The 18530-nt window shown below is 60.9% G+C and carries 21 protein-coding genes; 18 read left to right on the forward strand and 3 right to left on the reverse strand.

Annotation, left to right across the window (positions count from 1 at the left end):
* The first annotated feature begins 80 nt into the window (after positions 1–80).
* The 18 genes from ACYQ8E_RS11080 (at position 81) to clsB (ending at position 12360) form a co-directional block, all read left to right on the forward strand.
* On the forward strand, positions 81–236 hold the full coding sequence (locus tag ACYQ8E_RS11080; RefSeq protein ID WP_082820417.1) for a DUF3309 family protein: 156 nt from the start codon (positions 81–83) through the stop codon (positions 234–236).
* A 48-nt stretch (positions 237–284) separates the two neighbouring features.
* Positions 285–476, forward strand: coding sequence for a Thivi_2564 family membrane protein (locus ACYQ8E_RS11085; protein WP_066729154.1), 192 nt, complete (start codon positions 285–287; stop codon positions 474–476).
* A gap of 37 nt (positions 477–513) precedes the next feature.
* On the forward strand, positions 514–837 hold the full coding sequence (locus tag ACYQ8E_RS11090; protein ID WP_066729894.1) for a putative quinol monooxygenase: 324 nt from the start codon (positions 514–516) through the stop codon (positions 835–837).
* A 71-nt stretch (positions 838–908) separates the two neighbouring features.
* A complete protein-coding gene (locus tag ACYQ8E_RS11095; RefSeq protein ID WP_066729156.1) occupies positions 909–1223 on the forward strand; it encodes a BON domain-containing protein in 315 nt (104 codons plus the stop codon).
* A 356-nt stretch (positions 1224–1579) separates the two neighbouring features.
* Positions 1580–2725 carry a sensor histidine kinase gene (locus ACYQ8E_RS11100; RefSeq protein ID WP_197463676.1) on the forward strand — a complete coding sequence of 382 codons (1146 nt, stop codon included), beginning with the start codon at positions 1580–1582 and terminating at the stop codon, positions 2723–2725.
* A 27-nt stretch (positions 2726–2752) separates the two neighbouring features.
* Positions 2753–3052 carry a sll1863 family stress response protein gene (locus ACYQ8E_RS11105; protein ID WP_066729161.1) on the forward strand — a complete coding sequence of 100 codons (300 nt, stop codon included), beginning with the start codon at positions 2753–2755 and terminating at the stop codon, positions 3050–3052.
* A 20-nt stretch (positions 3053–3072) separates the two neighbouring features.
* Entirely contained in the window at positions 3073–3360 is a 288-nt protein-coding gene (locus ACYQ8E_RS11110; RefSeq protein ID WP_066729162.1) for a sll1863 family stress response protein, read from the forward strand.
* Between the two features lie 78 nt (positions 3361–3438).
* A complete protein-coding gene (locus ACYQ8E_RS11115) occupies positions 3439–3681 on the forward strand; it encodes a helix-hairpin-helix domain-containing protein (RefSeq protein WP_066729163.1) in 243 nt (80 codons plus the stop codon).
* A gap of 269 nt (positions 3682–3950) precedes the next feature.
* A complete protein-coding gene (gene atpD / locus ACYQ8E_RS11120; RefSeq protein WP_459860987.1) occupies positions 3951–5489 on the forward strand; it encodes a F0F1 ATP synthase subunit beta in 1539 nt (512 codons plus the stop codon).
* Positions 5479–5883 (forward strand): F0F1 ATP synthase subunit epsilon, encoded by a 405-nt coding sequence (locus ACYQ8E_RS11125; RefSeq protein ID WP_066729164.1) that lies wholly within the window; start codon positions 5479–5481, stop codon positions 5881–5883. The genes atpD and ACYQ8E_RS11125 overlap by 11 nt, the downstream gene beginning before the upstream one ends.
* Positions 5876–6214, forward strand: a complete 339-nt coding sequence (locus ACYQ8E_RS11130; protein ID WP_066729165.1) for an AtpZ/AtpI family protein — start codon at positions 5876–5878, stop codon at positions 6212–6214. Before ACYQ8E_RS11125 ends, ACYQ8E_RS11130 begins: the two co-directional genes overlap by 8 nt.
* Complete coding sequence (locus ACYQ8E_RS11135) at positions 6204–6524, forward strand: ATP synthase subunit I (protein WP_066729167.1); 321 nt, start codon at positions 6204–6206, stop codon at positions 6522–6524. The genes ACYQ8E_RS11130 and ACYQ8E_RS11135 overlap by 11 nt, the downstream gene beginning before the upstream one ends.
* The gene (locus ACYQ8E_RS11140; RefSeq protein ID WP_066729168.1) at positions 6508–7209 is read left to right on the forward strand and encodes a F0F1 ATP synthase subunit A; all 702 of its coding nucleotides are present in this window, start codon (positions 6508–6510) and stop codon (positions 7207–7209) included. The genes ACYQ8E_RS11135 and ACYQ8E_RS11140 overlap by 17 nt, the downstream gene beginning before the upstream one ends.
* 24 nt (positions 7210–7233) lie before the next feature.
* Complete coding sequence (locus ACYQ8E_RS11145) at positions 7234–7515, forward strand: F0F1 ATP synthase subunit C (RefSeq protein WP_066729169.1); 282 nt, start codon at positions 7234–7236, stop codon at positions 7513–7515.
* Positions 7516–7519: 4 nt separating this feature from the next.
* Positions 7520–8350 (forward strand): F0F1 ATP synthase subunit B family protein, encoded by an 831-nt coding sequence (locus tag ACYQ8E_RS11150; RefSeq protein WP_066729172.1) that lies wholly within the window; start codon positions 7520–7522, stop codon positions 8348–8350.
* Positions 8340–9926: an alternate F1F0 ATPase, F1 subunit alpha gene (locus ACYQ8E_RS11155; RefSeq protein ID WP_066729174.1), complete on the forward strand. Its 1587-nt coding sequence runs from the start codon at positions 8340–8342 to the stop codon at positions 9924–9926. The genes ACYQ8E_RS11150 and ACYQ8E_RS11155 overlap by 11 nt, the downstream gene beginning before the upstream one ends.
* Complete coding sequence (locus ACYQ8E_RS11160) at positions 9923–10813, forward strand: F0F1 ATP synthase subunit gamma (protein ID WP_066729176.1); 891 nt, start codon at positions 9923–9925, stop codon at positions 10811–10813. Before ACYQ8E_RS11155 ends, ACYQ8E_RS11160 begins: the two co-directional genes overlap by 4 nt.
* 344 nt (positions 10814–11157) lie before the next feature.
* Positions 11158–12360: a cardiolipin synthase ClsB gene (gene clsB / locus ACYQ8E_RS11165; RefSeq protein ID WP_066729178.1), complete on the forward strand. Its 1203-nt coding sequence runs from the start codon at positions 11158–11160 to the stop codon at positions 12358–12360.
* Between the two features lie 169 nt (positions 12361–12529).
* On the opposite strand, the gene ACYQ8E_RS11170 is transcribed toward clsB, so the two are convergent.
* The 3 genes from ACYQ8E_RS11170 to ACYQ8E_RS11180 form a co-directional block, all read right to left on the reverse strand.
* Positions 12530–14443: an HD domain-containing phosphohydrolase gene (locus ACYQ8E_RS11170; RefSeq protein WP_066729179.1), complete on the reverse strand. Its 1914-nt coding sequence runs from the start codon at positions 14441–14443 to the stop codon at positions 12530–12532.
* A 50-nt stretch (positions 14444–14493) separates the two neighbouring features.
* Positions 14494–16539: a sensor domain-containing diguanylate cyclase gene (locus ACYQ8E_RS11175; protein WP_231875354.1), complete on the reverse strand. Its 2046-nt coding sequence runs from the start codon at positions 16537–16539 to the stop codon at positions 14494–14496.
* A 262-nt stretch (positions 16540–16801) separates the two neighbouring features.
* Complete coding sequence (locus ACYQ8E_RS11180) at positions 16802–18436, reverse strand: ABC1 kinase family protein (RefSeq protein WP_066729185.1); 1635 nt, start codon at positions 18434–18436, stop codon at positions 16802–16804.
* Between the last annotated feature and the right edge of the window lie 94 nt (positions 18437–18530).

Raw genomic sequence — 18530 nt, forward strand, 5'->3', positions numbered from 1 at the left:
GACTTCCCCCGGGCCGGGGATATGCCACAAAACCTGGCGCGAGTAATTGTACCGGCGCCCGTTGAACAAGGAGCACAGACATGCTCGGAACCATTTTAATCGTCGTCATCCTGCTGCTGTTGCTGGGAGCCTTGCCCACCTGGCCCCATAGCCGCCAATGGGGCTACCTGCCGAGCGGCGGACTGGGGACGATCCTGTTGATTCTCCTCATCCTGATACTGTTCGGCAGGATTTAACGGCCCGGGACCGCCTGGTACCGGCCAAAGTTGGGAGGTGAATAGATCATGTCGCTACTTAACGTCGTCATCGCTTTGGTGGTGATCGGCTTTGGACTCTGGCTCATCAACCGCTTCATTCCCATGGCGGGGTCGATCAAGACGATTCTGAATCTCGTGGTGGTGATTGTCGTCCTTGTCTGGCTGCTGAACATTTTTGGCGTCATCAGCCATTTTCCCGACCTCCACCTCGGCCGGTGATCCCGTTGCAAGCACCTCATGATATGGGATGGAAGCCATGATCGATGCCACCATCAAGATGTCCATGCCCCTGGACAAGCGCAGGGAAATTCTGCAGACCATTCAGACCCTGCTCGATCCGATCCGCAACGAACCCGGATGTGCCAGCTGCTATTGCTCCGTGGATACGGAGGCTGACCACATCCTCATCTTCCGGCAGGAGTGGAATACCAACGAGGACCTGGCCACCCACCTCCAATCGGACCATTTCGGAGTCCTGCTCGGGGTGATGAAGCTCCTCTCCATCGAGCCGGAGATCCGTTTCAACAGCATTGCCACCACCTCAGGTGTGGAGGCCATTACCAAGGCACGAACGCGCTGAAGGCCGGCTTCGCTTCACCGCGATTGGATATAGAGCACCAACAATGGTCATTGACCAAAAAGGAGAACCCCATGTTCACAAAAAATCGCATTCTGAGTTTCCTCGCCTGTTTCATCCTGGCGGCCTCCTTCACTGGCTGCGCTGCAACCGCAAAGCATGAAAGCACCGGCCAGTATGTCGACAACTCGGTCATCACCTCCAAGGTGAAAGCCGCCATCTTCAACGAGCCGACCCTGAAAAGCCTGCAGATCACCGTCGAGTCCTTCAAGGGGGAAGTGCAGTTGAGCGGCTTCGTCGATTCTGCGGCCAGTGTTAAGAAGGCCGGCGATGTGGCCCGCAGCGTTGAAGGGGTCGTCTCGGTGAAGAACGACCTGATCGTCAAATAACGTCCCAACTTCCTGAAGAGAAACACCGTGTCCATCAGCCCGCTCCGTCAGGAGCGGGCAAGGGGTAGGGGTAGCGGCATCCCTTTCCCGCTCGTTGTTTTACAAGCCGCACCGCTTCCCGCCGGCCAGTTCCTCTACCGTCCAGACTAGCAGCAGCTCAGATTGGCACAGGCGTACCTTGGGATGGAAACGCACCGGAGAGAGAAAGGGACACCATGCGCAAGGGAAAGGACGAACCTGCACGGGTATCCATCCCGGCGTTGAATCCGCCAGCGAATCCCGAGCTGCGCCTCCGTGCAGAAGCGCAACACGCGGCCCGCCCAGTCAACACGCATCCTTTTCGCAACGCGGAGGAAGTGCAGCGGCTCGTCCATGAACTCGAAGTTCATCAGATCGAACTGGAGATGCAGAACGAGGAGCTGCGCCAGGCGCGGGACGAGGCGGAGAATGCTCTCGACAAATATACCGACCTCTACGATTTCGCCCCGGTAGGCTACCTGACTCTCGACCGTGAGGGGCTCATCGGTTCCGCAAACCTCTTTATTGCCGGCCTGCTCGGCGTCGAGCGCAGACGCCTGCCAGGCCGGCGGCTGGGCCTATTGGTCGCCTTCTCAGCCCGCCCTGCCTTCAAAACCTTTCTCGAGACGGTCTTTTCCGGTCGAACCAAGCAGTCCTGCGAGGTGGCGCTGCTCAGTTATTCCCGGCGCTCGCATTTTGTTCAGATTGAGGCCCTGGTCGCCGCGTCCGGGCTGGAATGTCGGATGGCCATTATCGACATTACCCGGCGCCGCGAGTTGGAAGAACAGATCAGTGCACAGCACCGGGCGCTGGTAGCAGCCAACATCGAACTGGATGCCTTCAACTACACCATCTCCCACGACCTGCGCGCACCGCTGACAATTATTCATGGCTACGCCCAAATCCTGCGCGCGCAGTGCGGCGAGCAGCTCCCGGAATTGGCCAAGGGCTTTTTGGAAAAAATCAGCGCCGGCACCATCGGCATGAACATTCTCCTCAAAACCCTGCTCGAATTGTCACGGGCCACGCACGTCGAAATGGAGCGAAATCAAGTTGACCTGAGCCACATGGCTGAGCAAATAGCCACGGGGCTCGAAATATTGCGGGGGGAGCGCAGGATCACTTTCCAAATTGCCACGAGAATCATCGTGAATGGCGATCCCGAGCTGTTGCGCGTGGTCCTGATCAACCTGATCGGCAATGCCTGGAAACACTCCGCGCGGCAGGAAGAGGCGGTCATCGAAATTGGCGTTACGGGAGGAGACGAGAATCCGGCCTGTTTCGTCCGCGACAACGGTCCGGGGTTCGAGATGGCCCATGCTGACAAACTCTTCCTCCCCTTCCAACGGCTCCCCGGAACCACCGTCGAGGGGTGCGGTGTCGGCCTCTCCACGGTTGAGCGGATTATCCGGCGTCATGGTGGCCGGGTGTGGGCCGAAAGTGAACCGGGCAAGGGAGCGACCTTTTTCTTCACCCTGGGATAACCCAGTCAAGTTCTGGAGGTTACCGGTATGAACAGACGCACCGAGTTTGTCGAACAGTTATCTGCACAAATAACCGAATGTAACTGGCAGATCGACCGTCTTCAGAAGGCGGCAGCGAACGCTTCCCCGGCGGAGGAATCTGAATATTCACTGGCCGCCACAATCCTGCAGCAAAAACGGGAGCGGGCGGCGGAAATACTGGGCTCGCTGGCGGTGCACCGCAACCCCCATTGGCAGCAGCTGAAGGCAGATGCGGAAGAACTCTGGCGAGTTCTCAGGGATCTTTTAGGAGCACTCGATGTGGGGCAAGACCAACCCAGATCGTAGCGACAGGCAACGGAGGTGTCATGGATAAGCGAACCGAGTTCGTCGAAAAACTTTCGGCTCAGATGGTCGAATGGGATGTGCAGATCGAACAGCTGCGCGACAAAGCGGAGGCTTCAAGTGCCGAGGAGAAGTTTGACTATGCCCAAACCATCGACGCCTTGCAGTTGAAGCGGGACCAGGCGGCGAAAAAGCTGCAGGGAATCGCGATGGCCAGCGAGGACGAATGGAAGGACATGAAGGACGGCGCGGAACAGATCTGGAGCGAGGTCAAGACCTTCTTCCGAGAGACCATCGTGAAGACGCAATGACCAGCTCCGGTGGGTCGGCAAAACCTGCCCACCGGCCTTCAAACAATGGATTTCAACATTCAGACCGAGGAGTCTTCCATGAAAAACCCCATGAAGGAACTGCAGCAACTCGACGGGATCGGGAAGGTCTTGGGGCAACGCCTGGTCGAAGCGTCCTACGACACCATCGCCAAGGTGGCGGCCGCAGAAGAAAAGGGTTTGGCGAGAATAGCGGGAATGAACCCAAAAAAGGTTCAGTCCATCGTAACCCAGGCCCGGAAGCTGACGGGGGAAGCGGAGATAAGTCATCACACCTGGCTGAACGCCAGGAGCAGGAAGTAAAGCCTCGCCGCCGCACACCCGACAGTCTCGCCCCCCTGCCGATTCAGCTCCAGAAAGGAAATGGCGGCCAGTTGCTCATCGGGCATGTCGGCGCTAAGCTGTTGAGGGACAATTATGAACCCCTAATGTCGAAGTTCGGAAAAGTCGCCCGGCCGCCAAGGAAATGGCGCGGGTGGTGCGACAAGGCAGGGCGATCCTCGGCAAGCGCTTCACGACAGCGGCGGTTCCCGGCTTCGAGCCCACCGCCGCCGCGGCACGACGGTGGCTGAATGACATCTGACGTTTCGATACCCACTTCTGGGCACGAGGGCCGGGCGGAGCACCCCGGGCCCGCCGGCACGCCGGCCAACTCCGGCGTGGTGGTTGCGGTGCGCGGCAGCGTGGTGGATATCCGATTCGCTGACCATCTGCCGCCGATCTATTCGGTGCTGCGCGCTGGCGAAAACGGGCGGATCGTTATCGAAGTGCTGGCCCAACGCGACGCGCACTGCGTGCGCGGAATTGCCTTGACCCCCACCCAGGGCCTCGCGCGCGGCATGGCGGTGACAGATACGGGCGGCCCCCTGCTGGCACCGGTCGGCAAGGGAATTCTTTCGCGCATGTTCGATGTGTTCGGCAACGCCATCGACCGCCTGCCGGCGCCGGCCGATATTCAGTGGCGCACCGTCCATCGCGCGCCACCGACGCTGGCGCAACGGTCCACCCGGACCGAGATCTTCGAGACCGGGATCAAGGTGATCGATGTACTGATGCCCCTGGAGCGCGGCGGCAAGGCGGGTCTGTTCGGCGGCGCCGGTGTAGGCAAGACGGTGTTGCTCACCGAGATGATCCATAACATGATTGGCCGCCAGGAGGGGGTCAGCATTTTTTGTGGTATCGGCGAGCGCTGTCGCGAAGGAGAGGAACTGTACCGGGCGATGCAGGACGCCGGGGTACTGTCGAACATGGTGATGCTCTTCGGGCAGATGAACGAGCCGCCGGGTAGCCGGTTCCGGGTCGGACATGCGGCGCTGACCATGGCCGAATACTTTCGGGATGACGAGCATCGCGACGTTCTGCTCTTGATCGACAATATTTTCCGCTTCATCCAGGCCGGTGCGGAAGTCTCGGGCATGCTGGGGCAGATGCCGTCGCGGCTGGGCTATCAGCCGACCATGGGCACCGAACTGGCGTCCCTGGAGGAGCGCATCGCCAATACCGAGAACGGCGCCATCACCTCCATCCAGGCGGTCTATGTCCCGGCGGATGATTTTACCGATCCGGCGGCGGTGCACACCTTTTCACATCTCTCTGCGTCGATCGTCCTTTCCCGCAAGCGGGCGAGCGAAGGGTTGTACCCGGCCATCGACCCGCTCCAGTCGAGTTCCAAGATGGCGACTCCCGGCAATATCGGGGAGCGCCACTACCGGCTCGCCCAGCAGATCCGGCGAACGCTGGCCCAATACGCGGAACTCAAGGATATCATCGCCATGCTCGGCCTGGAGCAGCTTTCCCCCCAGGACCGCCAGGTGGTGGCCCGCGCCCGCCGACTGGAGCGCTTTCTCACCCAACCCTTTTTCACCACCGAAAAGTTCACCGGTCTCAAGGGGAGGCTCGTCAGCCTGGAAGAGGCGCTCACCGGTTGTGAACAGATCCTCGGCGATGAGTTCAAGGACTATCCCGAGAGCGCCCTCTACATGATCGGAACGATTGTCGAAGCGAAATCGGGCGGGAAAGCGGTCCCCGCTGCAACCAGCGGGAATGCCACAACCGTGGCTGCCCCGACCCGCGCGGCAAAACCGCAACCGGAGCGCAGAGATGGACCTTGAACTCATGCAGCTCAAGGTCCTGCTCCCTTTCCGGATTTTCGTCGAAAAGAGCGGCGTGACGCGGATGGTTGCGGAGACCCGCGAGGGGTCCTTTGGCCTGCTGCCCCGCCGGCGCGACTGCGTCGCTGCCCTGGCGCCGGGAATCCTGATCTTCGAAACCGCCGCCGAAGGGGAGATCTTCCTGGCCGTGGATGAGGGGGTGCTGGTCAAAACCGGCCGGGAAGTGCTCGTTTCGGTGCGCAACGCCGTGGTGGGAACCGACCTCGGGCAGTTGCACGCGGTGGTGGAACGGGAGTTTCGCAACCTGGACCAACGGGAGCAGAGCGTACGTTCGGTAATGGCGAAAATGGAGAGCGGGTTCATCCGCCGCCTGGCGGAGTTCCAGCATGACTGAAACTCCGGCAAAGCAGAAATCGAAGGACCGGGCCGGATTCAGCCAGGAAGTCGGCAAAAAGGCGGCCCGTAAACTTAAGGCCCGGAATCAGGGCACCCCGGGGATCTGGTTCGGACTTGGCATGATGGGGCTGATCGGCTGGTCGGTGGCGATTCCGACCCTGCTCGGTGCGGCGCTCGGTCTCTGGTTGGATAAACAGCATGCGGGCGGGCATTCCTGGACCCTGGCCTTGCTGGTGGGCGGCCTGACTCTCGGCTGTTTCAACGCCTGGCATTGGCTGGCCAAAGAAGAGCGGGCCATGCGGGAGGAGCAGGAGGACGATGACAACTGAAACGCTGCTTCTGGTACTGGTATTGGTAGCAGGCATTGCTCTGGGTGGACTGTTTTTCGGCGGCCTCTGGTGGACAGTGCAGAAAGGGGTGTCCTCCGACCGGCCGTGGCTCTGGTTCTGTGTCAGTCTGATCCTGCGCAGCGGGCTGGTGCTGATCGGCTTCTACCTGGTAGCCGCCGGGGATTGGCAGCGCCTGCTGCTCTCTCTGCTCGGTTTCATCCTGGCGCGCCTGATCGTGACCCGTCTCACCGGCAGGGGTGAAAAGTCTCCTTGTCTGACAAAGGGAGCCCAGCATGCGCCTGAGTCCTGACGAGATTATTTTCTGGCAACAGGGGTTTTTCAAGCTCAATGCCACCATTCTCTTCACCTGGGCGTTGATGCTGGTGCTGGGCATCGGTTCTGCCCTCGTCACTCGCCGGCTTGCTACCGGACTGGAACGGTCCCGCTGGCAGAACCTGCTGGAAATCGTCGTCACCGGCATCGAGAAGCAGATCGGGGAAGTCGGCCTGAGTCAACCGCGGAAATATCTCGCCTTCATCGGTACGCTCTTTTTGTATATCGCCGCCGCCAACCTCTGCACTGTCTTCCCCGGTTTTGAGCCACCGACGGGATCGCTTTCGACCACGGCGGCCCTGGCCCTGTCTGTTTTCATCGCCGTACCACTGTTCGGCATTGAAGAGCAGGGAGTGGCCCACTATACCCGGTCGTACCTGGAACCGACGGTGATCATGCTGCCGTTCAACCTCATCAGCGAGATCTCCCGCACCCTGGCGCTGGCCATCCGCCTGTTCGGCAACATGATGAGCGGAACGATGATCATCGCGATCCTGCTGACGATTACCCCCTTCATCTTCCCGATCCTCATGACCCTGCTCGGCCTGCTCACCGGCATGGTGCAGGCTTACATTTTCAGCATCCTGGCCACGGTCTACATTGCCGCCGCAACCCGGGTCCAAAAAGAGGGAACTCCCCCAGGAGAGAGCCTTGAAGCCTGAACAACCACCCGCAAAGGAGGAATCATGGACAGCCTGACCTGGATCGCGATGATCTCCATTTTCACCGCCGGAGCCACCACCAGTTTCGGCTGCCTGGGACCGGCGCTGGCGGAAGGGAAGTCGGTTTCCACCGCGTTGAACTCCCTGGCCCAGCAGCCTGACGCCTCCGCGACCATCACCCGCACCCTCTTCGTCGGCCTGGCGATGATCGAATCGACGGCCATTTACTGTTTCGTGGTCTCGATGATCCTGATCTTCGCCAACCCGTTCTGGAACCACGCTATCACCCAGGCCCCGGGAAAGTAACCCGATGTTGATCGATTGGTTTACGGTCGGCGCGCAGGTGCTCAATTTTCTCCTTCTGGTCTGGTTGCTGAAACGCTTCCTTTACCAGCCGATTCTCCATGCCCTCGACGCGCGGGAAAAGCGGATTGCCGCCGAGCTTGCCAACGCCGACCGGCAGCAGGCCGAGGCCCGGCGGGAACGTGAAGAGTACCAGCAAAAAATCGAAGAGTTCGCCCAACAGCGCACCGCGCTCTTGAACCAGGAGATAGCGGCGGCGAAAGTCGAAGGGCGGCGGCTGCTCGACGCTGCGCGGCAGGCGGCCGACGATTTGAGCGCCAAGCGCCTGGAAGCGCTGAGAAGCGAGCTTCATAGCGTGCAGCAGGACCTCCAGCGCAGGGTGCAGCGGGAAGTTTTTGCCATCGCGCGCAAGGCGCTGGGCGAACTGGCTGCGACCAGTCTGGAAGAACGTCTGGCCGGGGTGTTGCTGGCTCGCTTGCGCGAACTGGACGACGAGGCGCGAAGCGCCTTCTCCACCGCCCTTGGCAATGCCTCGTCTGCCATGCTGATTCGCAGCGCCTTTGACCTGCCGACGGCACAGCGGGCGGCACTGCAAACGGCGCTTAACGAAACCTTCGCGGCAGCAATCGAGGTTCGGTTCGAGACCGCGCCCGAATTGATCAGCGGCATTGAGCTCAGCGTTAATGGGCAGAAAGTGGCCTGGAGCATCGCCGAATATCTGACCTTCCTGGAAAAAGAGGTCGAAAAACTGATCGACGTGCCGAAGCTGACGGCAGCCCTGGCCAAGCCTGCCGCTGAAAAAGCTATTGGGACAGGGGGCCAAAGCGATGGATCCTGAACCGCTCCAGGACCTTCTTGACACCACCTTTTCCAGGATTCGCCAGGGACGGGAAGCGTTCACCCCGCAACTGACACCGCGGGAGGTAGGCACGATTGCCAGTGTCACCACCGGCATCGCCAAGGTAGTGGGCCTGCCTGGCGTCGGATTTGACGAATTGGTGATCTTCCCCGGCGACCTTCTCGGCATTGCCTTCAACCTGGACCCGGAGGAAATCGGCGTGGTGCTGCTGGGCGACTACTGGCATCTCCAGGCCGGCGCGGAAGTTCGGCGCACCGGCCGGGTCATGGACGTCGCCGTCGGCACGGAACTGCTTGGTCGTGTCATCGATCCCCTCGGCCGCCCCCTCGATGGCAAGGGACCGCTGGCCAGGGACCAACGCCTGCCCGTCGAGCGCCCGGCCGCCGCCATCATGGATCGCGCGCCGGTGCAAACACCCCTGCAGACTGGCCTCAAGGTTATCGATGCCCTCATTCCCATCGGCCGCGGGCAGCGCGAGTTGATCCTCGGCGATCGCCAGACCGGGAAGACCGCCATTGCCATCGACACGATTCTCAATCAGCGCAGCCAGGACGTCCTGTGCGTCTATTGTGCCATCGGCCAGCGCGCCTCCGCCGTGGCCAAGACCGTGGCCAGCTTGCGCGACCAGGGCGCGCTCGACTACTGCGTGGTCGTGGTGACCGAGGGGAACGACCCGCCGGGCCTCGCCTACATTGCCCCCTACGCGGCAACCAGCATCGCCGAGGCGTTCATGGAAGCGGGCCGGGATGTCCTGATTGTCTATGACGATCTCACCCATCATGCCCGCGCCTATCGCGAACTCTCCCTGTTACTGCGGCGTCCCCCGGGACGCGAGGCCTTTCCCGGGGACATCTTTTATATCCACTCGCGGCTGCTGGAACGGGCGACCCATCTGAGCCCGAACCTCGGCGGCGGCTCGCTGACCGCGCTGCCGATTATCGAAACCGACGCCCAGGATATTTCTGCCTATATCCCGACCAACCTGATTTCCATCACCGATGGCCAGATCTACCTCTCGCCCTCCCTGTTTGAGCTGGGTGTGCTCCCCGCGATCGACGTCGGCAAATCGGTGTCGCGGGTTGGCGGTGCCGCGCAGCACGCCGCCTACCGGGGCGTGGCAGGCGATCTCAAGCTCGCCTATGCGCAGTTCGAGGAGCTCGAAACCTTTTCCCGCTTCGGCGCCCGACTGGATGAGCATACCCGTCAGGTCATCGCTCACGGCCGCCGCATCCGCGCCTGCCTGAAACAGCCGGAATTTTCTCCGGTCCCGGTCCCGGCGCAAATCGCCGTGCTGCTGGCATTGACTGCGAAGCTGTTCGAACCGGTGCCCCTTGAGGTCATGCCGGAGGCCGAAATGGCCGTGCGCGAAGCTGCGGCCAAACTCCCGCCAGCGGTGACCGAACGCCTGGTGACCGCCGATCAATTAAGTAGCGAGGATCGCGAAACGATTCTCCAGATCGCGCGCACCGCGCTGGCCCCCTTCCAGGCCGAACCCGATACCGGGGAATCAACGGAGCGTGACCCCGCCACGCCACCACCCGCGGCACCGCCATGAGCGAAACCACCGTCAGTTTGCGGCGCAAGATCAGGGGTGCCAGTGAACTCCAGGCGGTGGTTCGCACCATGAAGGCCGTCGCCGCTTCGAGTATCGGTCAATACGAAAATTCGGTCCGTGCCCTGGCCGACTACTATCGCTCCGTGGAACTTGGACTGGGCGCCTGTTTTCGGGAAAATGGCGCACCCTCCTTGTTTGCAGAACCGCAGAGGACAGGAGTTGCCGGAACGATCGGCGCCGTGGTGTTCGGCTCGGATCAGGGGCTGGTGGGGCAATTCAATGAGCTGGTCACCGATTTTGCAATTGAAACCCTGGCGGCATTGACACCGCCTAAAATTGAAGTCTGGGCCGTCGGTGAACGGGTGCAGGCGCGACTGGCGGACGCGGGCCTGCCGCTGGCGGGAATCTTCGCGGTGCCCAACTCCGTCAAGGCGATCACGCCACTGGTCGGGCAGCTTCTCCTGGAGAGCGAGACCCGCCACCACACCGGGGGGATCAGCGAACTCCGGCTCTTTTACAACCGCCCTACCTCCGGAGCAATCTACACTCCCGTCAGCCAGCGCCTGCTGCCGTTGGACGAAGCCTGGTGCGCCAGCGTGACGGAACGTCCCTGGCCGCCGGGCAGCTTGCCCGAGGTGCTGGGGAGCCATGCGGCAACCTTGCAGGCGCTGATCCGGGAATATCTTTTTGGATCGCTGTTCCGGGCCTGTGCTGAATCCCTGGCAAGTGAAAACGCCAGTCGGCTGGCGGCCATGCAGCGCGCCGAAAAGAACATCGGCGAGTTGTTGGAGGTCCTGACGCAGGATTTCCATCGGTTGCGCCAGAGCGGCATTGATGCGGAACTATTCGACGTCATCTCCGGTTTCGAGACGCTGGGCCGGGAATGAACCCTGCCCTTGGCGCCTCCCTGCAATACGAAAGTATCGATCTGCAGGCCGGCGATACCGGAGCAGGGGTGGCCCAGGCCTTTCTCCACCCAGACTCCCGGCGGGTCTATCTGGAGTATCCGCTTAACCCGGAGTTCCATAGGTGGCAGATTCAACACCCCGAAACGACGGCAGAAGAAGCGATGCTGGTCCAAGGGTCGAAAATGCTCTGGCTTAGGGATTGTTCTCAACCTGTCGGGATTCCGGCGAAAAATTTTATCGAGCGCCCTCCGCGCCCTGTCTGGCGTGGCCTGCAGTCGGGACCGGGTAAGCCAGGGAGGAGCAGGCGTTGGATCTTCCGCTCGGTGCTCGGCTCCGACCTGGTTGCCGGCAACCAGGTTCGGCTGCTGCAGAATGGGAGCGACTATTTCCCCGCCATCGAAACAGCGATCAATCGGGCGAAGCATGAGATTTTCCTGGAAACCTATATTTACCAGGACGATGCCACTGGACAGCGGATCGCCGCTGCACTGCAACGGGCGGTTCGACGCGGCGTAAAGGTACATCTCCTGATCGACGGTTACGGCTCCAAGGAGTTGCCGCGGAGCCTGCGGGACCGTCTGCGGGCCGACGGTGTGCAACTTCTCGTCTTCCGGCCCAGGATATCTCCCTGGACCTTGCGCCGCGAACGCCTGCGCCGCATGCATCGCAAGCTGGTAGTGGTGGATCGAGAGATTGCCTTTGTCGGCGGGATCAATATTATCGCCGACGGGGAAACGGCAGGAGACCGACCGCCGCGCCTTGATTACGCCGTCACGGTGGAAGGACCGCTGGTGGAGGTGATCCGTCTTTCCGCCCAGCGGCTGTGGGCAACCGTATCCTGGAGTACGCTACGCCAGGGGACGGTCCGTGGCGGGAGCCCGCCGGAGGCGCCCTCCACCGGGGGGAATATGCATGCGGCCTTTCTGGTCCGGGACAACTTCCATCACCGGCGGGACATTGAAGCGGCCTATCTGCATGCGATCAGACAGGCACAGACCGAGATCATCCTCGCCAATGCCTATTTTTTGCCGGGGAGGGATTTTCGGCAGGCGCTGATCGCCGCGGCCGGGCGCGGGGTACGGGTTATCCTGTTGCTGCAGGGGAGGTTCGACCATCTGCTCCAGCATTATGCCTCGCGGGCGCTGTTCGGCAATTTCCTCGCCGCGGGGATTGAAATATACGAGTACCACCAGAGCTTTCTCCACGCCAAGGTGGCGGTGATTGACGGCCATTGGGCGACGGTGGGGTCGTCTAATATCGATCCCTTCAGCCTGCTGCTGGCCCGGGAAGCGAATCTGGTCGTTGCCGACACAACCTTTGCCGCGACCCTGGCGGCAAGCCTGAAGCAGACCCTGGAGACGGATGGCCTGCGAGTCCCGCCGGGTCACTGGCAGCAACAACCCGCCGGGCACAGGTTTTTCGGTTGGCTCTGTTACGGTTTGCTGCGCCTGATGATCGGGATCAGCGGTTATGTTCCTGAAAACAGCCGGACCAGCAAGAAACGGAAATCGGGGCAGGAGCGATAACCCCTCTGGCCCGAAAAGCCTGCACCACCACCGCAACTCTCCAGCCGATTTACTCGCCGCCGCCCTTCCCATCACCCGGCCAGCTCCGAAGCATTCCCGCCGGTAAGGCCCCAAGCTTGTTGCAGCCGGAACCGGCCCTGTCTCCCGCAAGGCCCTTTTCAAGAGGCACTTAATCCACCAGCCGACCCGAATCGAGACAGACGCTGACCACATGCGGGTCGAAGTGCGTTCCAGCCAGGAATTGCAGATGCTTGCGCACCTTTTCCTCGGGCCAGGAGGCGCGGTAGGAGCGATCGGAGCGCAACGCATCCCAGACGTCGGCAACGGCGAAGATGCGGGCCACCAGTGGGATCTGTTCCCCTTGCAAACCGAGCGGGTAACCGCTGCCGTCCCATTTCTCATGGTGGGCATAGGGGATGTCCAGGGCCGGGCGCAGAAAACGGATCGGCAAGAGCATCTCATAGGCAAAGACCGGGTGCTTTTTCATCACCCTCCATTGCGCCGCGGTCAAGGTGTCCCGTTTCAGCAGGATCTCATCGGGGATCCCCATTTTGCCGATGTCATGGAGCAGCGCACCCCGGCGAACCTGGACCAAATCCTCTTCGCTCAACCCGAAGAGCCGGGCCAGCTGGACCGTCAGTTCCGCGACCCGCAGGGTGTGCCCCTGGGTTTCGTTGTCGCGCAGCTCCATCGCCCGGGCCCATCCCTCGATGGTGGCGTCGTAGGCTTGCAGGAGCTCGCTGTTGGAGCGGTGCAGTTTATCGAAGAGGGTGACATTGTCGATGGCGATGGCGGCCTGGGAGGCCAGGGCCTGGAGAAAGTCGAGCCATTCGCCGTTGCGGACCTCCCGGCTGCGGTGAAAGACCTCGAGCACCCCCAGGACCTTCCCTTTGGCAATCAGCGGCACACCGTGATAGCTGGTGAAGCCCTCCCCGGCGAGCCGCCTATTGCGCAGGTAGCTGTCCTGCTCCTTGTCCAGGTCGGGGATGTCCACAATGCAGCGTTCCAGAGCAGCCGTGCCGGCATACCCCGTACCCAGGAGTTGGTGCGTCTGTTCGCTATGCCCGGTATGGAACCCGCACCCGGCGACATAATCCAGGACCTGGGTCACGGGGTTTGCGATCAGGACGTCCGCAGCGTCAACGCCGAGCTGAACAATGACATGGGTGAGCAGGGTGGCCAGGCTGAGGTTCAGGTCGAAGCTGAAATTGATGGCGCGGTCAATTTCCACCAGGGCGGTCAGGTGTTCAACGTGCTGGCGGATTTTTTCCTCGGCGTCCTTGATCTCGCTGATATCGGTCAGGATCACCACCACTTCCCGCAGCTGCCGGTTGCTGTCGAATTCGGGATAGGCATTGACCAGCACACACTTGAACCCCCCGTTGCTGCCGCGATCAATCCCGAGAATAAAATTCTTCAATACCCGCCCGGAGGCAAGCACCTGGTTGTAGGGAAATTCGGCCAGCGGCAAGGGTGTTCCATCTTTGCGCACAAAAGGGAGGTCGAGCTCGCCAACCCTTTTGCCGACCAGCTGATCCGCAGGGATCCCCAGCAATTGGGCAGCTTCGGGATTGCACAGGATCACCCGGGAATCGGCAGCCCGGATCAGGACTCCCACCGGAAGTTTGTCGATCAACAGTCCATGCGCCTGCTGGTTGTGCCGCAGGGAGAGATGGGCGTCGTCCTTGGCCTGCAGGGCGACTTCAGTGGCCTTGCGGTCGCGGATATCCCGGATATTGCACTGGATGACCATTTCCGCACCCACCTGGTAAATGTTGCTGACGAATTCAACCTGGATCAGCCGACCGTCCTTGCTCTTAAGCGGCAGGTCGTCGTAGCGGACAAACTTCTCTTTTTGCAGATCGAGGAACGATGCGTGGTTGGCTTCGAGATCCCTGAAGGCACCGACTTCCCAGAGTTTTTTCGCCAGAAACTCGTCCCGGGAATAGCCCAGCAGGTTAACCAGGTAGGGGTTGACATCCTTGATCAGCCCCGTCTTGGCATCCACGATCAGAATTCCGTCCTGGGCCGCTTCGAACAGGCGCCGGTAGCGCAGCTCGGAGTTGCGGAGCGATTGCTGCATTGCTCTCTGGTCGCGGCGGGGAGCCGGCTTTTTTGCTCTATCGCCAGATTTCATGAATCTTCACCTGGGCCTTTCTCCGGCAACTCCTTCTGGCTCGACTTATCCTGGTACATCCGCCCGTCACTCAACTTCAGGGCTTCGGCCAGCTGCTCCTCGTTACCCGCACAGGCAATCCCGAAGGCGATGGCAACCAGCCCGTTGCGAAATTCAGGAGAATGCCTGATCCGGGCGACGGCGGTCTCCGCGACGGCGCAATCGGTTGCCGGCAGCAGGACGACAAACTCATCGCCACCGGTGCGGGCCACGATATCATCGGCCCGGAACCCTTCCAGAATAACCCGGGCAGCCAACTGGATCAGCTTGTCCCCCGCGGGATGTCCGAGGGTATCATTGATCTTTTTCAGTCCGTTTACATCCGCCGTGACGATACTCAAGGGAAATTTCCGCCCGCGAGCGAGCCGTTCCAGCTCCTCGTCGAAAAACGCCCGATTATAGAGACCGGTCAACGCATCGTGGGTACTCTCATAGCGCAGGGAGGCTTCCGTCTCCTTGCTTTCGGTAATGTCATAGACGATGCCGATAATGCCGATCACTTCGCCGGCGTCATTGAAGATCGGCGTCTTGACCTTCTCCACGTGCCGGGTCTTCCCCTCCGGATCGACCAGGGTCTCTTCAAAGGAAGTGCGTTTGCCGGTCGTCATGACCTCCCTGAAGTCCCTTGCGTAGTTGGTGGCGAGTTCCGGCGGGAAGATATCGAAATCGTTCTTGCCGAACAGTTCCTGGGGCGCCACGCCATAGGCCCTGGAAAAGGGCGCATTGACCGCGACATAGGACCCCTCCCGATCCTTGAGCCAGGCAATATTGGGGATATTGTCGAGAATCGCCTGCTGCTGACGGAATACATCAGCGAGCCGTTTCTCGGCCAGCTTGCGCTCGGTAATGTCCTCCATCGCCAGCAGGATAATGCGGGAGCTGATCTCCTCGCGGAAGATCTGCCGGGCGTTGAGCAGGATGGTTTTGCGGCCGATTTCGGGGAAATCATGCTCGACTTCATAGTCGTTGATGACGGTATCGAGGGGAAGGATCTCCTCGACCAGGACGCGCAGCCCGGGGATATCCCACTGGCGGTTGCCGACATCGTAGATGAAGTGGCCGACGGTCTTCTCCGGGGTCACGCCGAAGGTCGCGTAGAAGCTGTGATTGGCCGTGAGGATTTTCAGGTCAAAACCGAGCACCACCAGCGGCTCGCGGACCGTTTCGACGATGTTCTCGGCATATTCCCGGGCGGTCTGGATTTCCCTTTCCAGCTGCTTGCGTTTGGTAATGTCTTCCATCGCCAGCAGGATAATGTGCGAACCGATCTCCTCGCGGAAGATCTGCCGGGCGTTGAGCAGGATGGTTTTGCGGCCGATTTCGGGGAAATCATGCTCGACCTCATAGTCGTTGATGACGGTATCGAGGGGAAGGATCTCCTCGACCAGGACGCGCAGCCCGGGGATGTCCCACTGGCGGTTGCCGATGTCGTAGATAAAATGGCTAATTGTTTCCTCGGGAGTAACCTTGAAGGTCTCATAGAAGCTGTGATTGGCGGTTAATATCTGCAGGTCGGAGCTGAGCACCACCAGCGGTTCACGCACGGTTTCGACGATATTCTCGGCGTATTCCCGGCCCTCCTGGACTTCCCGCTCCAGATGCTTGCCGGTTGTATCATCGACAATGGAGGCGAGAATCACCCCTGCTCCGTCCTTGGTTTTTTCCGCCGCTACGCTCTGGACCTGGCCATGGATGGTCGTTCCATAGCGCCCCTTGAATTTGATTTCGCATTTCGCCACCTCCTGCCGTTGCAACACCGCCTCAAGGTGTTTGGAAAAAACCTTTTTCCCCTCTTCGTCGGCAATAAATTCGGCAAGAGATAGCCCCGTCAGTGCCTGGCGATCTTTGCGCAGGAGCTTCGCCCCGGCAAGATTGACTTCCAGGATCCGGCCCTGCGCATCGAGGGTAAAATAGCCGACGGGGGCAAAATCGTAGAGTTCCGCGTATTTATCCCGCGACAGCAGCAGCTCTGCCTGGGCCTGTTGGAGCTCCTGGTTTTGCATCTCCAGCTCCAGCTGGTGAACTTCCAGGGTATGAACGAGGCTCTGAAGATCGCCTTCCGAAGGTTCTGCTGGACCTTTGTCCGCTGCCAAGCCCGCGGCCGCACTGGCACTGCGGTGTATTTTGTTGAGCCGGGCAAATAATTTTTGCCGGATAACGACCCCTTTTTTCATATCCATTTTCTCAGCCATTTTTCGTCTGGTAACGACCCTTTTCCAAATCGCTGGGAGCCATGAGCTTCAACTCCGGGGGAATCGGCGAGGTTCAGCGCCGCCCCTGCCCGCGTCCGCGATCGCCACGCCAAATACCGACATAGACGACAATCATGGCGATAATTCCGCCGCCAACCATGAATTCACCGAGGTTGTGATACCAGCCACCGTGCCGTCCTTCCAGCAACATGGCGCCACCGATCGCCAGTCCCGCCGCCGCGATGGCGGCGGTGAGCCGTTCGAGGTTGCGACTGATACGACCGCCCAGGGCCTCCACCGCGGGCGCCTGCAGGCGGCCGAGATTCCCTTCCGCCAACCGGCGCATGACGCGACGGGTATCGCCGGGCGCCTCATTGATAAACCGCTCCAGCTCCCGGGCCAGCTTGCCGGTCTTTTCCTTGACCCGCTCGACGGAAAAATTTTGCCTGGTGAGGCGGTCAATCTGTTCACGAAACGATTTCAGGTAGTCGTGGTCCGGGTCGAGCTGACGAATCATCGCTTCGAGGATCACGAAGGTCCGCGTCAGCAAAAAAAATTCGGCCGGGTTATGGACTCCGTGCCGACTGCCGGCACGCAGCAGCAAATCGAAGGAGTCGCCGATGGAGACTTCCGCCAGGTCGCTGCGGCGGATTTCATAGAGCACCGCTTTGATGTCCAGCCCCAGCGCCGCCCGATTGACCTTTTCGCTTCCTTGCGGGGCCATTTCGAGATAGGCATCGGTGGCCGCCCGGGCATCCCCCTTGAGGACCGCTTCGAGGAGCAGGGTCAGGGAATCCCGCATCGGTTCGTCGAGCTCGCCGGTCATGCCGAAGTCGAGGAGGGACAACCGGCCGTCGGGGAGAACCAGGACATTGCCGGGATGAGGGTCGGCGTGGAACAGCCCTTCCTCGAAGATCGTCTGCAGGGTCAGCCTGACCAGGGTCTGGATCGCCTGCGGCATCGCCTCCGGATGCAGCCTGGCGTAAAGGTCCACCCGCTCGCCGGCGGAAAACTCCATGGTGAGAACCTTTTCGCTCGAACAGTGCGACACGACATCCGGGATCCAGAGGTCGGGCATATCGGCCAGCGCGGTGCGAAAGAGGATGATGGAACGCGCTTCGTGGTAGAAATCGGTTTCCCGGCGCAAACTGTTGGCAAATTCACCGACCAGGACCGGAAGATCGAGGGCGCGCAGGCGGGGGGAAAGGTTCTCCGCCAGGGTGACCAGGTAGGTCAGCGCCGCGATATCCGTGGCAATCATCGCTTCCAGGCCGGGACGCTGCACCTTGACGGCGACGCGCCGCCCATCGAGGAGAGTCGCCTCATGGACCTGGGCAATGGTGGCGGCGGCAAGCGCTGTTTCGTTGAACGATGCGAAGAGTTTGTCCAGGGGAGCGCCCAGTTCGGCTTCGACGGTGACGCGCACTGCCTCCATCCCCAGCGCCGGCAACTGGTCGTGCAGCCGCTCCAGTTCCTGAATATAGGCATCCGGCAGCAGGTCGCGCCGCATGGCGAGAACCTGGCCGAGTTTGAGGAAAGTCAGGCCCAACTCTTCGAAGGTTTCCCTCACCTCCTGGGGCGAGGGCCAATGACGCTTGCCGCGCAGCGCCCCGAGAAACCCGTGCCTGGCCAGCACCCGGAGAATTTGCAGAAGACGCGATACAACCTGCGTCCGGCGACCTTTCACCGGGGCAATCAAAACTGGCATAAATTTCTCCTTCCCTTCCACTCTAGCACCCTTTGAGAATTTAAGAGGCTGCCTTCTGCTGCCGATGGCAGGTGCCTACCGGCCAAAGATGTTC

The organism is Desulfuromonas carbonis (genome assembly GCF_054658035.1).

Excerpts from the sequence above, each read along its gene's own strand:
- ACYQ8E_RS11080 (WP_082820417.1), top strand. The coding sequence starts at position 81 with ATGCTCGGAACCATTTTAATCGTCGTCATCCTGCTGCTGTTGCTGGGA.
- ACYQ8E_RS11085 (WP_066729154.1), top strand. The coding sequence starts at position 285 with ATGTCGCTACTTAACGTCGTCATCGCTTTGGTGGTGATCGGCTTTGGA.
- ACYQ8E_RS11090 (WP_066729894.1), top strand. The coding sequence starts at position 514 with ATGATCGATGCCACCATCAAGATGTCCATGCCCCTGGACAAGCGCAGG.
- ACYQ8E_RS11095 (WP_066729156.1), top strand. The coding sequence starts at position 909 with ATGTTCACAAAAAATCGCATTCTGAGTTTCCTCGCCTGTTTCATCCTG.
- ACYQ8E_RS11105 (WP_066729161.1), top strand. The coding sequence starts at position 2,753 with ATGAACAGACGCACCGAGTTTGTCGAACAGTTATCTGCACAAATAACC.
- ACYQ8E_RS11110 (WP_066729162.1), top strand. The coding sequence starts at position 3,073 with ATGGATAAGCGAACCGAGTTCGTCGAAAAACTTTCGGCTCAGATGGTC.
- ACYQ8E_RS11115 (WP_066729163.1), top strand. The coding sequence starts at position 3,439 with ATGAAAAACCCCATGAAGGAACTGCAGCAACTCGACGGGATCGGGAAG.
- atpD (WP_459860987.1), top strand. The coding sequence starts at position 3,951 with ATGACATCTGACGTTTCGATACCCACTTCTGGGCACGAGGGCCGGGCG.
- ACYQ8E_RS11125 (WP_066729164.1), top strand. The coding sequence starts at position 5,479 with ATGGACCTTGAACTCATGCAGCTCAAGGTCCTGCTCCCTTTCCGGATT.
- ACYQ8E_RS11130 (WP_066729165.1), top strand. The coding sequence starts at position 5,876 with ATGACTGAAACTCCGGCAAAGCAGAAATCGAAGGACCGGGCCGGATTC.
- ACYQ8E_RS11135 (WP_066729167.1), top strand. The coding sequence starts at position 6,204 with ATGACAACTGAAACGCTGCTTCTGGTACTGGTATTGGTAGCAGGCATT.
- ACYQ8E_RS11140 (WP_066729168.1), top strand. The coding sequence starts at position 6,508 with ATGCGCCTGAGTCCTGACGAGATTATTTTCTGGCAACAGGGGTTTTTC.
- ACYQ8E_RS11145 (WP_066729169.1), top strand. The coding sequence starts at position 7,234 with ATGGACAGCCTGACCTGGATCGCGATGATCTCCATTTTCACCGCCGGA.
- ACYQ8E_RS11150 (WP_066729172.1), top strand. The coding sequence starts at position 7,520 with ATGTTGATCGATTGGTTTACGGTCGGCGCGCAGGTGCTCAATTTTCTC.
- ACYQ8E_RS11155 (WP_066729174.1), top strand. The coding sequence starts at position 8,340 with ATGGATCCTGAACCGCTCCAGGACCTTCTTGACACCACCTTTTCCAGG.
- ACYQ8E_RS11160 (WP_066729176.1), top strand. The coding sequence starts at position 9,923 with ATGAGCGAAACCACCGTCAGTTTGCGGCGCAAGATCAGGGGTGCCAGT.
- ACYQ8E_RS11170 (WP_066729179.1), bottom strand. The coding sequence starts at position 14,443 with ATGCAGCAATCGCTCCGCAACTCCGAGCTGCGCTACCGGCGCCTGTTC.
- ACYQ8E_RS11175 (WP_231875354.1), bottom strand. The coding sequence starts at position 16,539 with ATGCAAAACCAGGAGCTCCAACAGGCCCAGGCAGAGCTGCTGCTGTCG.
- ACYQ8E_RS11180 (WP_066729185.1), bottom strand. The coding sequence starts at position 18,436 with ATGCCAGTTTTGATTGCCCCGGTGAAAGGTCGCCGGACGCAGGTTGTA.